This is a genomic window from Paenibacillus thiaminolyticus (assembly GCF_007066085.1).
Taxonomy (GTDB): Bacteria; Bacillota; Bacilli; order Paenibacillales; family Paenibacillaceae; genus Paenibacillus_B; species Paenibacillus_B thiaminolyticus.
The window spans coordinates 6,447,238-6,463,477 of the sequence record NZ_CP041405.1; the positions used below are offsets into that span (position 1 = coordinate 6,447,238).

Genomic DNA, 16,240 nt, shown 5'->3' on the forward strand with positions numbered 1-16,240 from the left:
ATAAGAACAGAAGCCCTCGCCCCAGGCGCGCCATTCAAGCGCAGGGGCGAAGGGCTTCTTCTTCGTTAATTGCAAGCGCAATTCAAGACCGGCTTGCGGGCGGCCAGCGTCTCGTCAAGCCTTCTCACATCAGTGTGATGCGGCGCATTGAGCAGCAGATCCGGCTGTTCTTCCGCTTCCTTCGCAATCTGAATCATCGTGTCGATAAAGGTGTCGAGCGTCTCCTTGCTCTCGGTCTCCGTCGGCTCGATCATCATGCATTCCTCGACATTGAGCGGGAAGTAGATGGTTGGCGGATGGAACCCGAAGTCGAGCAGCCGCTTGGCGACGTCCAGCGTGCGCACGCCATATTGCTTCAAGCCGCTGCCGGAGATGACGAATTCATGCTTGCATACGCCCGGATACGGCACTTCGAAATACGGCGCCAGCCGATGCATCATGTAGTTCGCGTTCAGCACCGCGCATTCGGATACGCGGCGAAGTCCGTCCGGCCCGTACGTGCGCATATAGGTGTACGCGCGGACGAGAATGCCGAAGTTGCCAAGGTATGCTTTGACCCTTCCAATCGAGGTCGGCCGTTCTTCTTCGAATCCGAAGCTGCCATCCTTCTTCTTCACGATGAGCGGCTTCGGCAAGTATGGCGCCAGGATGCTCTTGACGCCGACCGGGCCGGCTCCGGGACCGCCGCCGCCATGCGGCGTGCTCATCGTCTTGTGCAGATTCAAATGCACAACGTCGAAGCCCATATCTCCCGGGCGGGTGATGCCCATAATGGCGTTGGAATTCGCGCCGTCATAGTAGAGCAGGCCGCCGGCTTCGTGCACAATATCGGCAATCTCCAGGATGTGCTCCTCGAACAAGCCGAGCGTGCTCGGATTGGTGAGCATGAGAGCAGCCGTATCCGGACCGACGGCCGCCCGCAGAGCTTCGAGATCTACGAGTCCTCGTTCATCCGAAGGGATCGTAATCGTATCGAGGCCAGCGGCCGTCGCGCTCGCCGGGTTCGTCCCATGCGACGAGTCGGGAACGATAACCTTGGTGCGGGTCTCGCCCTTGCTCTCATGGTAGGCCCGGATCATCATGAGGCCCGTCCATTCCCCGTGGGCGCCTGCAGCAGGCTGAAGCGTCACCTCGTCCATCCCCGTGAGTTCGGCAAGGTCCTGCTGGAGGGTGTACAGCATTTCCAGCGCGCCTTGAATGCTCTCACTCGGCTGATACGGGTGAATCTTCGCGAAGCCCGCCAAGCGGGCGACATCTTCGTTAATCTTCGGATTATACTTCATCGTGCAGGAACCGAGCGGGTAGAAGCCGTTGTCGATGCCGAAGTTCCGGCGCGACAGCTCGGTGTAATGGCGGATGACATCGACTTCATACACTTCCGGCAATTCCGCCGGCTGCTGGCGAAGCATGCCCGCAGGTATCAATTCTTCGATACCCCGCTGCGGAACATCGCATTCAGGCAATGAATATGCAGTCCGCCCCGGCTTGCTCAGCTCGAAGATCAGCTTTTTCTCCGGTTTCATACAGCACCCTCCAATCGTTCGGCAAATTGATCGATTTCCGCCTTGGTCCGGCGTTCCGTCACAGCGACAAGCATATGGCCCGCCAGATCCGGATAGTAACGGGATACATCCAGGCCCCCGATGAACCCTTCCTTCATCAAGGCGGCGTTCAAGGCGGCCGGACAGACGCCTTCCGGCAGCTTCACCAGGAATTCATTGAAGAACGGCGAGGTGAACGGCAGGGACATAGCCTTCGATTGCGCGATCCGATCTGCAGCGTAATGCGCTTTTTGGACGTTCAGATTCGCGATCTCGCGGATGCCGGATTTGCCCATGACAGACAAATAGACGGAAGCGCTCAAGGCCAGCAGCGCCTGGTTCGAGCAAATATTGGATGTCGCCTTCTCGCGGCGGATATGCTGCTCGCGGGCTTGCAGCGTCAGCACGAAGCCCCGCTTGCCGTCCAGATCCTTGGTCTGGCCGACAATCCGGCCAGGGATGCGGCGCATCAGCGGCTCGGATACGGCGAAGTATCCGCAGGTCGGACCGCCCAGCGAGGAGGCGATGCCGAACGGCTGGGCATCTCCGACGACGACGTCGGCGCCCAGCTGTCCCGGGCTCTCCAGCAGGCCGAGCGACAGCGGATTGGCGCTCATAATAAGCAATCCTTTGCGCCCGTGAATCATCGGTTCGATGGCCTTCACGTCCTCGATGCAGCCGAAGAAGTTAGGTGACTGGACAATGACCGCAGCCGTGTCGTCCGTTATGAGCGCCTCCAGCTTCTCCAGGTCGGTTACTCCGTTCGCATCGGGCGCCTCCACAATCTCCAGACCGAGCCCGCGGGCGCTCGTATGCAGGATCTGCCGGGCTTCCGGATGCACGGTGCGCGAGACGACGACCCGCTTGCGCTTCGTGACCGCGCTTGCCAGCACCCCGGCTTCCGCGAGCGCGGTCGCCCCGTCATACATGCTCGCATTGGCCACCTTCATGCCCGTCAGTTCGCATATATAGGATTGGAACTCGAATATGGCCTGCAGCTCTCCCTGGCTAATTTCCGGCTGATATGGCGTATAAGCGGTATAGAACTCGGAACGGGAGATAACGTGATTGATGACGACCGGAATATGATGGTCATAGATGCCGGCGCCAAGGAAGCTCGCATACTGATCAAGGTTGGCGTTGCGGCCGGCCAGCTCCTGCATATGGCGCAGCAGGGCCGCTTCGTCCAGCGCTTCGGAAATCGGAAGCCGTCCCTTGTAACGAACCGCTTCCGGAATGTCGCGGAACAGCTCCTCGATCGATGCCGCGCCGATCGCGGCGAGCATGTCCCGCTCGTCCTGCCCGGTCATCGGGATATAGCGATGTGTCTTGGTCATGAAGGCGAACCTCCCTTGGTTGTAGTAGGGCGTTGATAGAATGGAGCGGCGACGACGCGGGCCTTAAGCCGCTTGCCGCGAATCTCGATTTCCAGTTCGGTATCCAATTCGGCGTATGGCGATTCAATCAGCGCCAGGCCGAGATTGCGCTTCAAGGTAGGGGATTGCGTGCCGGACGTCACTTCGCCGATTAGCTTATCGCCTGCATAGACGGGATAGTGGGTCCGCGGGATGCCGCGATCGATCAATTCGATCCCGGCCAATCGCCGGGGAACGCCTTCTTCCTTCTGCTTGGCGAGTGCCTCTCTGCCGATGAACTCCCCTTTATTCAGCTTCACGCACCAGCCAAGCCCGGCCTCCAGCGGCGTAATCTGCTCGGACAGCTCCTGGCCGTATAGCGGCAGCTTCGCTTCGAAGCGAAGCGTATCTCTGGCCCCCAGGCCTACCGGAACGAGCCCGAACGGTTCGCCGATTCGCAGCAGCTCCGTCCATAGATGGGTCGCGTCGTCAGCCGAGATATAGAGCTCGAACCCATCCTCGCCCGTGTAGCCTGTGCGCGAGACGAGAGCCTTAACGCCGCACACCTGGGCATCGGACAGGAAGTGAAACGCTTTCAACCCGCTGACAGGGGCTTCGGTTGCCTGCGTCAAAATGGACAGCGCCTGCGGTCCTTGCAGCGCCAGCAGGGCCGTGCGGGAAGACGCGTTATCGATATGGACGCCGTCCTCTGCATGGTCATGCAGCCATTGGACAACTTTGTCCGTATTGGATGCGTTAACGACCAGCATATAGTGATCTTCGGCAAGACGGTAGACGAGCAGATCGTCGACGACACCTCCATGCGGATAGCAGAGCAGGGAGTACTGCGCCTTGCCGTCCTCCAGCTTGGACAAGTCATTCGTCGTCATCTTCTGCAAAAAGGAGAATGCGGCAGGACCGCTCACGAATAGCTCGCCCATATGCGACACATCGAACAGGCCGGCCTGCTGCCGTACGGCCTCATGCTCCCGCTGGATGCCGCTGAATTGCACCGGGAGCTCCCAGCCGCCGAAATCGATGCAGCGGACGGAAGGGTATTCGGCATACTTCGGAAATAGGGGCGTGCGTTGTAACGTGGACATGACATCACCTCGATATGGATAATGAATGGGACTCAAAAAAAAGACAGGCGAAAAAAGGCCGCTCCGCTTCCAGCGGATGCCTTCTTACGCTCTGTCCTGTGTACCTGAGAGTTACCTCATGATCTTCCGGCTTCCGTCTGCTGAAGCCGGCCCATAAGTTTCCCCTTGGGTGACCCGCTTGAAGCGGATGCTCTCCAGAGGCGCGTCCGGTAAACGTCCTTTTGCCTGAGAGATTCACCCGTGGCGGGCTTACTCCTTCGGCGTTACTGTCTCGCAGTAATCTCTCCCTTTACCATCATTCGCAATGTGCAATTGTCATACCTCCATTATTACTCGAACCTTCCTGACATTGTCAATCCATTTCTGCGAACTTCTGCGAAAATGATTCTCATATTGACATGGCGGGGAAGCTGAACTACGCTATAGATGTAAATTTTGAACAGTATCACATACCGCGAATGAAGACGAACGGGAGAGACCGGGTTCCAAGTCCCGGCACCGAAGGAGCAAGCCGCCGAACCGCCGTGTCGGGGAGGAATCTCTCAGGTAGAAGCACCGTCGTCCGACGCACCTCTGGAGAGAGCGTACTGCCGCCCAAGGGGAATACCGGCCTGCCGTGGGCAGCCGGGCAAACTCTCAGGCACCCGGGACAGAGAAGAGGCGAATGAGTCTTTGATCTGTCTTTTTTTGCTGTGCCGGCTAATTGCGATAATAATGAGAGAGGAATGAGCGTGAACATGAGCGAAGTGAAAGAGAATCTGTTGTACAGCGAGGAGCATGAATGGGTTGTCGTCGTCGAAGGGCGAACCGTGCGCATCGGGATTACCGATCACGCACAAGCTGAGTTGGGAGATATCGTATTCATCGAGTTCCCGGAGATTGGAACCGCTTTAACGGCGGGCGACAGCATGGGATCGATCGAGTCGGTCAAGACGGTATCGGAGCTGTACTGCCCGGTCTCGGGAACGGTAACGAAGGTCAATCCCGATCTGGAGGATAGCCCCGAGAAGGTGAACAGCGAACCGTATGAAGGCGGCTGGCTTGCCGAGGTGGAGCTGGATGCCGAGCCGGAGGAAGCGATGAAGCATCTGCTCAATGCGGAGGGCTACCGGAAGCATATCGAGTAGGGTGCCGCCCGCAACCCCGGCTGCAGACCGATGCGGATGTATGAACATGGGAATAACGGAACATCCATGAATAAAGCGGCGCTCCTTCTCGCATACTAGCTGTGTACATGAGTATATGCGAAATGGAGAGTTGCCGAATGAACAACCAAGAACATAACCGCGACCAAGCGACGAAGGCGGAAGTACAGACGACGAAGCTGAACAGAATGCCGGACGTCGAGGGCCAAGATTCCGAGTTCGGAGCCGATCTGGAAGGCGCTCAGCAGTGTCGAATCGTACCCGATGCGGAAACGAAACGGTCCGAATAGTGCGTGTCTCAAGCACCGCAAGTCCCCCCAGTTCCTGGAACTGGGGGGTTGCTTTATCCTTGAACCCGCGGCGTGGTTGGATCGCATTCCGGAGAAGGGACAGCGCCGGTGAGGGCCAATTTGATCAGATAGTAGCATTCCTCCCGCGCCATATGATCCGGCATCAGCGGACTGATGACATCGAGTGTCTCCGCGCTTAGATCCATTTCCTCCAGCTCTAGCAGGAATTTCGTGAACAGCTTAATCTCCAAGTTCACATCGCGGTGGAACCGCTCCATCGCAGGGAAGCGGCGAAGCTGGGTCCGCAAGTAGCCGACCATTTCGACCGCTTTTTTGTAATAATCATCGAAATGCTTCTCAAATTCGCGGCTCTTCTCGATCAGCCGCCTCTCCACCGCATCCAGGTTCGATGCGATGGCCGATGCATGGCCGGAAGCGTCCGATAGCCATACCAGATCATAATGAAGCGAATCGAACAAAGGCACCGCCTTCCCGGCCCGAACGGCATCGAGAATATAAACATACTCTTGCAGCTCGTTGAGCATATGGTTGAAAAAGGTTGGGGGAAGATGCACGGTCACCTGGCGGAGCAGAGATCTGCGCAGCAGATCAAGCTTGAAATCCTTCAATTCCATCGTTGCGGCATGCGCATCGGCAGCGATGGCCAGGGCTTGGGACTCGGAGGAAGCTTGGCGGGCTTGGTCCAGAAGCTGATCGAACCGTTGTATAAATTGATTCGCCCGGCGAATGTCTTCCGTTTCCCGTGGCGATAGGGCGTCCAATATGAAGCGGGAATGATCTCCCAATATTTGCAGCCAGAAGCGGTGCTCGAACAAGAGCGATCCGACCGGAGCGGCCAAGGGCTGATGAATATGCATATGCACTCTCCTTTGCGGTTGTTGGAGGCAGAATCGGTTCTATTGTCATCTTATGTTTAACGGATTGTCTCGCATGCCATTTCTCGACTGCCCTGCCCGCCGCAAGATGCAACAACCGCTGTCCCTAAGGGACAGCGGTTGTGTCATGGCCTTGTCAGGCCGGTATTACGATTCCGATTGCAGATCGAGCAGCACGAGGGCGAGCACCGTGGCTGCTTGGGCACGGGTTGATGTTCCCTCTGGAGAGAACTTGTTGCCGCCCATGCCTTTAATATAGCCGCGGCTTACCGCAACCGCAACGGCGGCGCGGGCATCGGCACCGATCTTCGCCTGGTCGGCAAAACCGAGCGCCGGAGCGTCATCGGTCTTTAGCTGCAGCGCCTGCACCAGCATGACAACCATTTTCTCGCGTGTCAGCGGGTCACGCGCACCCGGCTCGGCAATACGGTCGTTCCAGGTCTTGCCGGAACCGGTAAGACGATCGAGCAGCGAGGCGAATTCCGCTTGGGTCACCAGATCGTTCGGCTTGAACGTATTCTGGCTGCCCTTGCCTTCGATCAACTGGTGAGCGGCTGCGAGCTCGACCTTATCTTTGGACCAATGCGTACGAATATCTTCGAACGTCTTGTTGAATTCCTGCGCCGTATAGGCTCCGAGCGACGCCGTAGTGAAGCGGACGCCGTCCTTATCCCAGCGAACGCCAGGCGCGTAGTACGTCCACGCTTCCTTTGAATCCTTGCTGTAGACGCCTACTTTGCGGGCATCCTTTACGGCGGAGGAGCTCCATTTCAGACCGATTCGGATCGGCTTCGTTACGGTCTCCTTCTCCCCTTGGACGGTCAGTCCCGAAGCGACCTGTCTCAGTACGGACGCTTGCTCTCCTTCCGTCAGCGGCGCCAGCGCCAGGCGTAAGGTCAGATCTCCATTTTTTCCGATAAAGTCAACGAGCGACTCTGCTGGAATGAGCACTTCAAAGTCTTTCCCGGACAGCAGCAGTGCCTTGCCCGAAGCGGTAAGCTTCTCCGCCAGCACGCGGGTAATCCGGATATCTGACAGATTGACATCATTCCAAGCGATATCCGAAATATCCACCTTCACTTCAGTCGCTTCCTTGTCGTCCAACTGCGAGCTAATCGCAGTCGAAGATACAAGCAGCAATCCCTGCTTCTTGCCATCCTTCTCGGTTACCGTGAAGGTACCCGATTTCAAGGTCTTCCCGGCCGGCTGCGATGGAGTGGAGGAGTAGGAGCTGCTGGAAGACGAGCCGCCTGAGCTTGGGCCAGGTTCCGGCTTTGGTTCCGGTTTAGGTTCTGGATCTGGGTCCGGTGGTTTCGGTGCGTCCACTATCTCAATCCAGTCCGGCGCTCCGTATACAAGTTTTACAGGATCAATACTTTCAAGCTCCAATTTAAATAGCAAGAACTTGTAGGCTCCAGGATCACTGCTGGAGAAAACTACGGTGCCAAAGGTGCCGTCTCCCGAGTACGCCGCAGTTGGAGGCATGCTGGTTGTCGCCACGATAGCCTTCAACTTATCGGTAAGTTCGATGGTCTCGTAATCAAAATCAATTTCCACGTCAGGATAGTGCTTCTGGGTATAGGTTACAAAAGTAACGCTAGGCTCGACGCGAACATCTGTTAATGATGCATCATAAACCAATGCATAAGATGTTGAGTATACTGCTTCAGTGACAGAGAAGCCGATATCTACCTTGAACTCGTCTCCGGTAAACGCTTGTTTTTTCTCTGTTTTCACATTGGCATAGACTGCATCTGGATCAAAGTCAAACGAAATTGTCCGGGACGGGGTCTCATATCCGTTCTTGACGTAATCCCATGCATAAATGTCAACTTGATTGAGTCCGTCCTTCAGATGCGGGATGTCGATGGTGAAGATACCGTATGAATTAATTGTGACCTCATATTCTTCATTTGTCTCCTTGTTGACGGCCTTCATCTCTATGAGATCCTGAATTGGGGAATTCACATAGTCCACAATTGAGTCATAGACAGTCCCTGTAATTTTTCCTTTGCGTTCCTGCGGATTATCTACCCGAATCACCGGCTCATCAATCTTGACTTGAGGAGGCGTACTATCGATCAGGAAAAGAGTGCGCAGTTTATCCAAATGTTCGCCTTTAACAACAGGCACCATATAATATAAACCGTCTTTCGGAGTGACGGAATTGTCCCCAACCAGACTTCCGTCCCAATCGACAGGCAAAATGCCCGGGTTTTGTTCGGATGTATTTACGTGCGCATCCCCGATTTCTTGGCCATTCAAATCCAGGACAGTTAATTTGAAATCGGTGATTTTCTTGTTGACCTGGATGCTTACCTTTGTCGTATTATGATCGGGATGCCCTTTCGGCGCAAATATCATGGGACTAATCTCAATCTCCCCGATAGCGGGCACCTCAAATTGTTTGCCGACATACACGCTCGCAGGAAGTCTGATCTCGTGGCCGCCGTCGCCTGTCAAAATGACATGGCCCTCGTAATTCCCATCGGCCTTCGTCGGAAGCTGTAATGTTACGTCAAATGATTGCTCCGGGCTCACGGTGTTCACACTAGGTGTTAATGTTCCCCCAGCGTCTGGCCAATCCACCCGAATCGAGTAGTTCTGGTCTCTGTCGCCAACTCTTTTCAGCTGGATCGTCTTCGTTAACGAAGTGTCTGGGGAGGCAGGACCGAACGAGAGGCTGCCCGTTTCATACACGAACGGTACGTCGGGTTTATCTTTTACCGCGACGTTCGCAGTCTCTTGCACCAAAGCGATTGCTGGAGCCTCGACGCTGCGCTTCAGATCAACCCGGCCTGCACCTTGCTCCGTCAGTTTATACAGTTCCCCCGTACGATCCTTCAGATCTACGGCATTATTCATCATGAGCGTTTTGATCTCGTCCGGAGTCAGATCAAGGTTATTCTTGCGGGAATACTCCACGAGCAATGCGGCAGCTCCCGCGATATGCGGTGAAGCCATGCTCGTGCCTTGCGAACTTCCGTACGCATTCTCGTAGTTGTCGTCCCAGGCTGGCACGGATGACAAGATGCCAACGCCCGGCGCGGCAATGTCCGGCTTGATCGTATAGTCCGGCAGCGCAGGGCCGCGGGAGCTGAAGGAGCCGAGCATATCTTTCTCCTCGACATCGGTTCGGACAACCTTCTTTACCGAGCCTGACGCAATATAATTTTTCAAGATAAGTCCGTCGGCTTGCGAAATGGTGTAGGTAGGAGCGAATTCATCGGCGTCCCCTTCGCCAAGAGTCGCGGCCAGTTCGCCAGCTTCGTTGTTGAAAATGATGAGCGCGGCGGCTCCGGCTTTTTTGGCGTTTCTCGATTTGTCCCCGAAGCTGATGTCGCCGCGGGAGACGACCACAAGTTTACCCTTTACTGCTTTGTTTTTATAATCATCTGGCTTTCCAAATCCGGCATAGACCGCTTCAAGCGGTGTATCAACGGGCAGTACCGGGGATGAAGTAGCTAGCTGCGAGAAAAACTTCTTATTTAGGCCCCCGACCTCAAACACGGGGGTCAGGACCGGCGGGTAAGAGGCGGCAACGGATATGGCCGCATGGGCTCCTCCCGGACTTCCCAGCGTGAGCGGCTTTGGTCCGGCATTGCCCGCAGCGACGACTACGACGACACCGGCCTTGGTTGCATTGTCCAGCGCCACGGAATGCGCGGTATATTGGAAGTTGTAATCGGCGCCGAGCGACAGATTGATGACATCTAACTGATCTTCATAAACGGCACGCTCGATGCCGCGTACAATGTTCTCCGAAGATCCTCTGCCATATGGCCCGAGAACGCGATAAGCATACAGGTCTGCCTCTGGAGCGACGCCGCGTACTTTGCCGCTATCGCCGGGATTATCGTAATTCCCTCTCCCGACAATCGTTCCTGCGACATGGGTGCCATGGGTCGTATGATATTCTTTTCCGTCGATAATGGGCTTTGATTTATCCGGTTCTGTCTCCATCGGATCAGGTTTACCGAGAACAAAATCGTACCCGCCCTTAAAGGCATCTTTTAGACTCGGATGCTTGTAATCAACCCCTGTGTCAAGCACCCCGACTTTGATGCCTTTTCCCTTTAAGCCGAGATCCTCCCACAAGTGTTTTGCTCCGATATGGGGTGCACTTTTATGCATATAGGTGCTATCGCCATAAGCGCTTGGCTCGTTCGGAATCGCTTGGATTTCCACGTTCGGGAAGACGGCCTTCACGCCAGGAATCGTCAACAAATCATCAACTTTATTGGCCGGGATACTGATCGAAAATCCATTAAATACATTGTTGAACTCGTAACGGATTGAGGCATCTAGCTGGTTAAGTGCGGTGCGGAATTGCTGATGCTCTTGCCGGATATCGCTTTCCACATCGTTGGCGAACAAAGAGTATGTATTCGCGGCCTGAGCTTCTGCTACTTTCAATGGTTCATTTTGCAGTTCTACGATAACAGTAATAATGTCGCTGCTGTCAGAAGGCGGTACAAAATTTTGCGGTGTTACGTCTGATAAGTTAAGTTCGGAGCTGCGAGGGAGTTGCAGTTTGGTTGCGATCTGATCCTTGATTTGGCTTTGGAGTTGTTGCTTCGTCTCGGATGCGGACCAGTCCATTTTTTCAGTTGCGCCCGATACTCCCGGAAAGACCATGCCGGCAAGCAGCAAGGCGCTAAGGACCAAAGACATGAGTTTGCGGAATGAATGTGGTCTCAAACGTAAGCCTCCTTTACTATTTTACTGTCGGGTTAATCCTTGATGAAGGAAATATCAGCCTCAGCCTCCTTTCTTATGTGTGATACTCGACGAACGATGATTGTCTATGATGTAGATCACATAAATCAAGTTTACATATATTTCATATTTAGGGTAAGGGTACTATTAACTATATTCCAATTCTATTCTCTGACGGAAAATGTTGAAAGGTTACTAATTATGTAAAATGAATAGATTGTGCTAAAAGAGTGGATGGGTCGTTAGACCTATTTCGGGAATGGATCGCACGAGGGGGAAGGAAAGCGAATGAGGGTGCTGGTGCACCCAGCCATGAAAAAAGGGCGATCCTGCAAGCCATATCAACGGCCTGTCGTATCGCCCTTCTTATATGTGTATTACGGCAGCGCTCTGCCTCTGGAGCTCACATACAGGGTGTACCACTCTTCACGTGTCAGGGTGATGTTCACCGCTTCGCCGCAGGCCCGGATTCGCTCTGGATTGGCCGTGCCGATAACCGGCTGGATTCCGGCCGGATGGCGCATCAGCCAGGCGAGGATGATCGCTTCCGGCGTCGTGTCCTTCTCATTGGCCATCGCCTGCACGAGCCCGGCCGTCTCGCGGATCGAAGCCGGCAGATCGGAGAGATCCCGGCCCGAGAAGACGCCTTGCGCAAGCGGGGCCCAAGCTTGAATTTGAATATTTTCAAGACGGCAGTACTCCAGCGTACCTTCCGGGAAAGTATCTTCCTTGGCGGCATTTTGGTTCACGTGAACGCTTTGATCGAGCCAGCCGATTTTGGCCAGACTCATCTCCAACTGATTGACAATGAAAGGCTCCTTGCTGTATGTCTGGAGCAGGCGAATCTGGCCGGCGCTCATGTTCGAGACGCCGAAGGCCCGCACTTTCCCCGCAGACTTCAATGCCGACATCGCTTCAGCGACCTCTTCCGGCTCCATCAATGGATCTGGACGGTGGAAAAGCAGAATGTCGAGATATTCGACGCCCAATCGCTGCAAGCTTCCGTCGACGCTCCGCAAAATATGCTCCTTCGAAAAATCATAGCGTCCCGGAATGCCATTGTCAGCGAAGCGGATGCCGCATTTGGATTGCAGCACGATGCGCTCTCTCAATTCCGGCCGTTCCTTCAGCACTTGGCCGAATACTTGCTCCGCCTTGCCTCTCGTATAAATATCGGCATGGTCGAACATATTGATGCCCGCCTCCAGGGCGGCTTCGACCGCAGCGTGCGCCGCCGCGAGATGCATCTCCGTTATCGGCTCGTCATTCCAGCCTCCTCCGAGACCCATGCATCCGAGCACAAGCCGGCTTGCCGCGAGTCCGCGTTGTTGAATCGGGATCTTATTCATGTTGAATCACTCCAAGGTTGTAGAATGCGAAGCTTGTCTCGTCCAGTGTACTACAGGCGCACGCGCATATCCAGATGTTAAGGAGAGCGGAAGACTGACACCGCTGCTCATTGTGCTGAATTACCGGGGGGGATTCACGGAAAACACCCCTTCGGCCTAATGCAGGAATTGATTCTGTACAGATTACGGATTTATTGAGGAATTATGCGTGTCCCCAACATATATTGTTGAGAGATCATCAAATAGCGTTGTGCCTTCCTGGCAACAATGATCTCGCCATAGAGAGGAGGGGATAGGATGAATCAGGCGGATAACGTATCGCAATTCGGCGATCAGTTGAAATCATTGCTCAAGGAGCGCTCCCTATCGATGCGCAAATTAAGCGAGCAGACGGGAATTGATACGGCGACCATCTCCCGGATGGCTAACGGGAAGCAGGCGGTCAAGCCGGAATATATTCACCGCATCGCGTCCGTTCTCGCCGTTCCGGCTGAGCGTCTGTACCGGGCGGCAGGCTATTCCGTCGGGGCGGAGCCGGACGGAAGGACGGATATGCATGCCTCTGTCGATGCGATTCAACAAGTGCTCGGGCATTCGAACCTCTATGAGCCGGAGTTCAGCACCGAACGGGTGCGGCAGGAATTGATGAAATGCGAGCGGTATGCCCGCACCGAGGAAGGCAAGCGATTGATTCATCAAGATTTCGAGGAAAAAGTGAGCAAGGTGAGCGGAGAAGGCCCGTTCATTGAGCAACTGCGCGACATGTATGCATGCTTTTGTGACCCCATGGTATCGGAGGAAGAAAAAGCGGTGCTCGGCAGCGCTCTGCTATATTTCATCCTGTCTGTCGATATTATCCCGGACTATGTATTTCCGATTGGTTATCTTGATGACGCGATTGCGGTCAATATGGCGCTCGAACGGTTGCGCGCCATGGCCGGCACGGTACCAGCGCAGAGGAATGCCGGCAGCAGCGCTCCGGCCGCCGAATTGCCGGATGACGGCGCTTAGCCGGAAGGGAGAAGCGAGATGTCCCGCACACGAAGGCAGCACGAGCCAAATGCACCAGCTCGTGCTGCCAACAGGTGTATTCTCTTGTTATACCCAGCCGAACGCTCTTGCCAGTTGAGCCGTTGTAAAGGTGACGGCTATCGCGATGGCGAGGGGGATGAGAGCGGACAGTACGGTCCACTTCACGCTCTTCGTCTCTTTGTAAATATTGAACAGCGTCGTGCCGCATGGATAATGGAGCAGGGAGAACAGCATCATATTCAGCGCCGTCAGCCAGGTCCAGCCATGGTTCAGGAAGATGTCCTTGATATTGTCCATGCCGTCTGCATCGACCAACGCGCCGGTGGACAAGTATCCCATCAGCAGAATCGGAAGCACGATCTCATTCGCAGGAAGGCCGAGAATGAAGGCCATCAGGATGAAGCCGTCCAGTCCGAGCGCATGGGCGAACGGCTGGAAAAAGCCCGCCATATGATTGAGCACGCTGTCTCCGCCGACAAAAATATTGCCCAAAATCCAGGTGATGATTCCGGCAGGCGCAGCCACGATGATGGCACGCGTCAGCACATTGAGCGACTTATCCCGCGATGCGAGCAGAACTGTCTTCGCGAACTGCGGCTTCCGGTACGGAGGCAGCTCCAGCGTATAATGGGTCGGCACCCCGCGCAGGGCGGTCTTGGACAAGACCCACGATACGGTAAATGTGACGGCGACACCGATCATGACCATGCCCATGACGACCGAGGCCGTAACGAGCGTCTGCATGCCGGAACCGAGTCCCGCCGACACCATGAAGAGGGAGGACAGCAGAATCAGGGTTGGCCAGCGTCCGTTGCAGGGCACGAAGTTGTTCGTCAAGATGGCAAGCATCCGCTCACGCGGCGATTCGATAATCCGGGTAGATAAAATAGCTGCGGCGTTACAGCCGAATCCCATCGACATCGTCAGCGCCTGCTTGCCATGCCCGCCCGATTTCTTGAACAGGCGGTCCATGTTGAAGGCGACGCGCGGCAAGTAGCCGAAGTTCTCCAGCAGGGCGAAGACCGGGAAAAAGATGGCCATCGGCGGCAGCATGACGCTGACGACCCAGGCCGTGCCGCGGAAGAAACCGAGAATGAGTACGCCATGCAGCCATGCCGGCGCATGAAGCGCTTCGAAGCCGGCGGTCAAGTAGCCTTCGATCATATTGAACAAGTCAAAGAGCATGGCGGAAGGCACGTTCGCTCCCGCAATCGTAATCCAGAAGACAGCGCCCAGGATCGCCAGCATAATCGGGAATCCCCAAATCGGGGAGGTGACGATTTTGTCGAGCCGGTACGTGCTTTCCAGCTTCTTCTTATCTTCGTAACGGACCGCTTCCCGGCAAATGCTGTGCGTCGTCTTATAAATATCCCCGACGATATCGTCCCGGACTTCGCTGCCGTTCGTCAGGTTCTTGGCCATCGACAAGAGCGAATCAAGTGAGTCGGGGGAATTAGTGGCAAGCGGTGTAGCCATATTGTACCGTCTCCTTCACTGTCACCGTCTGGTCTTCCTTCATCCGCTTCTTCATTGTCTGAAGCAGCTTCTCGTCATTATCCAGCAGCCGCAATGCGATCCACCGGGCCGGATAACGGTCGCCAAGCTGCTCGCGTATCGCCGGCTCCAGTTCAGCAATCTTGCGTTCTATATGATCGCTGTATTGAATCTGCGGCGGCTGAGGCACGAGCTTGCCTGAGGCGACCTGCTCGATCTGGTCGAGCAGCTGGGGAATGCCAATCCGGCTGCGCGCCGAGATGGCGACGACAGGCACGCCCAGCCTGCGGGAGATCGCATCGATATCGATGCGGACGCCAAGACGCTTCGCTTCGTCAATCAGGTTGATGCAGAGGACGACGCGGTTCGTCATCTCGATCACCTGCAGGGCCAGATTCAAGTTCCGCTCCAGTGAGGTCGCGTCGAGAACGACGACCGTCACGTCCGGATTATCAAATATAATATAGTCCCGGGCGACTTCCTCATCGGCCGAATTCGAATAGAGGGAATAGGTTCCCGGAAGATCGATAATGCGGAACGGCGTGCCCTGATGCTCGAATTCTCCTTCCGCCATCATGACGGTCTTGCCTGCCCAGTTCCCGGTATGCTGACGCATCCCTGTCAATGTATTGAACAACGTGCTCTTGCCTGTATTTGGGTTACCGGCGAGGGCAATTCGATATCCGCTCATTCATCCTCACCTCCAATAATCTCCCCGTATATGCGCGTGCTCTCTTCTCTGCGAAGCGCGATGGTCGTATTGTTCACGCGGAACGCGACCGGATCCCCGAGCGGGCTGCGCTGCAGCACCTCGACCGTATTGCCCGGCACAAACCCGAGATCAAGAAGCCGCCGGCGCAGCACTCCTTCCACTTCGATGCGGGAGAGACGCAGTCGGCTGCCCGTATCCGCTTGTGCCAAAGCTCTCTCTGTAGTTGACATCTATGATGTTCCTCCTCCCAATGTCCGAACCTCACGAGTAGGGCGGCAACCGCATTTCCCACGGTTCCCCCGCTCTTGTTATTATTAGTATAGGACAAAAGTATTGTGTTGCCAACAATTATTTTCATTAGGGCAACATTTTTAGGGGAGGGGAATTGTTGGTAGAAGTATATGTTTGCGAAGCCTATTGGTTCGGCGGAAATCGACACATTTTATCCCTCCAGGATTGGCCCTGTAAGGAAGGGCTTCTGGAAAGCCCGAGCTCTGGCAAGCGGAGAGCGGGCTTGGTATCCCGTTGACATTGACGCAGGGGCAAGTACTATACTAGGAATGCCTGCCCAAGGCAGTATGCTGGAATTGATAACGTGAAAAAA

The 16,240-nt window shown here is 55.2% G+C and carries 12 protein-coding genes and 4 riboswitches; of the genes, 3 read left to right on the forward strand and 9 right to left on the reverse strand.

The genetic code is table 11. The features are described from left to right. Positions 1–65: 65 nt before the first annotated feature. Genes gcvPB through gcvT form a run of 3 tightly spaced genes read right to left on the reverse strand, consistent with a single transcriptional unit; the run spans position 66 to position 3,999 of the window. Positions 66–1,523: an aminomethyl-transferring glycine dehydrogenase subunit GcvPB gene (gene gcvPB, locus FLT43_RS28390; protein ID WP_087441260.1), complete on the reverse strand. Its 1,458-nt coding sequence runs from the start codon at positions 1,521–1,523 to the stop codon at positions 66–68. Continuing rightward, positions 1,520–2,878 carry an aminomethyl-transferring glycine dehydrogenase subunit GcvPA gene (gene gcvPA, locus FLT43_RS28395; RefSeq protein ID WP_087441259.1) on the reverse strand — a complete coding sequence of 453 codons (1,359 nt, stop codon included), beginning with the start codon at positions 2,876–2,878 and terminating at the stop codon, positions 1,520–1,522. The genes gcvPB and gcvPA overlap by 4 nt, the downstream gene beginning before the upstream one ends. After that, positions 2,875–3,999 (reverse strand): glycine cleavage system aminomethyltransferase GcvT, encoded by a 1,125-nt coding sequence (gene gcvT, locus FLT43_RS28400; RefSeq protein WP_087441258.1) that lies wholly within the window; start codon positions 3,997–3,999, stop codon positions 2,875–2,877. Before gcvT ends, gcvPA begins: the two co-directional genes overlap by 4 nt. 89 nt (positions 4,000–4,088) lie before the next feature. Beyond that, positions 4,089–4,199: riboswitch (glycine riboswitch) on the reverse strand. 3 nt (positions 4,200–4,202) lie between these two features. Continuing rightward, positions 4,203–4,298: riboswitch (glycine riboswitch) on the reverse strand. A gap of 160 nt (positions 4,299–4,458) precedes the next feature. After that, a riboswitch (glycine riboswitch) is annotated at positions 4,459–4,566 on the forward strand. 4 nt (positions 4,567–4,570) lie between these two features. Next, a riboswitch (glycine riboswitch) is annotated at positions 4,571–4,654 on the forward strand. An 82-nt stretch (positions 4,655–4,736) separates the two neighbouring features. Here gcvT and gcvH point away from each other — a divergent pair. Beyond that, entirely contained in the window at positions 4,737–5,126 is a 390-nt protein-coding gene (gene gcvH, locus FLT43_RS28405; RefSeq protein WP_087441469.1) for a glycine cleavage system protein GcvH, read from the forward strand. A 137-nt stretch (positions 5,127–5,263) separates the two neighbouring features. After that, positions 5,264–5,434 carry a hypothetical protein gene (locus FLT43_RS29555; RefSeq protein ID WP_164776122.1) on the forward strand — a complete coding sequence of 57 codons (171 nt, stop codon included), beginning with the start codon at positions 5,264–5,266 and terminating at the stop codon, positions 5,432–5,434. Between the two features lie 53 nt (positions 5,435–5,487). Here FLT43_RS29555 and FLT43_RS28410 read toward each other — a convergent pair whose 3' ends face one another. The 3 genes from FLT43_RS28410 to FLT43_RS28420 form a co-directional block, all read right to left on the reverse strand. Then, a complete protein-coding gene (locus FLT43_RS28410; RefSeq protein WP_087441257.1) occupies positions 5,488–6,312 on the reverse strand; it encodes a DUF2935 domain-containing protein in 825 nt (274 codons plus the stop codon). Between the two features lie 165 nt (positions 6,313–6,477). Continuing rightward, complete coding sequence (locus FLT43_RS30610) at positions 6,478–11,031, reverse strand: S8 family serine peptidase (RefSeq protein ID WP_087441256.1); 4,554 nt, start codon at positions 11,029–11,031, stop codon at positions 6,478–6,480. A 395-nt stretch (positions 11,032–11,426) separates the two neighbouring features. Then, positions 11,427–12,398 carry an aldo/keto reductase gene (locus FLT43_RS28420; RefSeq protein ID WP_087441255.1) on the reverse strand — a complete coding sequence of 324 codons (972 nt, stop codon included), beginning with the start codon at positions 12,396–12,398 and terminating at the stop codon, positions 11,427–11,429. Positions 12,399–12,695: 297 nt separating this feature from the next. Here FLT43_RS28420 and FLT43_RS28425 point away from each other — a divergent pair, with 297 nt between their 5' ends. Then, complete coding sequence (locus tag FLT43_RS28425; RefSeq protein ID WP_087441254.1) at positions 12,696–13,409, forward strand: DUF1232 domain-containing protein; 714 nt, start codon at positions 12,696–12,698, stop codon at positions 13,407–13,409. An 87-nt stretch (positions 13,410–13,496) separates the two neighbouring features. On the opposite strand, the gene FLT43_RS28430 is transcribed toward FLT43_RS28425, so the two are convergent. The 3 genes from FLT43_RS28430 to FLT43_RS28440 are packed head-to-tail and all read right to left on the reverse strand — an operon-like array spanning position 13,497 to position 15,866. Further along, positions 13,497–14,906: a nucleoside recognition domain-containing protein gene (locus FLT43_RS28430; protein WP_087441253.1), complete on the reverse strand. Its 1,410-nt coding sequence runs from the start codon at positions 14,904–14,906 to the stop codon at positions 13,497–13,499. Beyond that, positions 14,884–15,615: a FeoB small GTPase domain-containing protein gene (locus FLT43_RS28435; RefSeq protein ID WP_087441252.1), complete on the reverse strand. Its 732-nt coding sequence runs from the start codon at positions 15,613–15,615 to the stop codon at positions 14,884–14,886. Before FLT43_RS28435 ends, FLT43_RS28430 begins: the two co-directional genes overlap by 23 nt. Then, entirely contained in the window at positions 15,612–15,866 is a 255-nt protein-coding gene (locus tag FLT43_RS28440) for a FeoA family protein (protein ID WP_087441251.1), read from the reverse strand. The genes FLT43_RS28435 and FLT43_RS28440 overlap by 4 nt, the downstream gene beginning before the upstream one ends. Between the last annotated feature and the right edge of the window lie 374 nt (positions 15,867–16,240).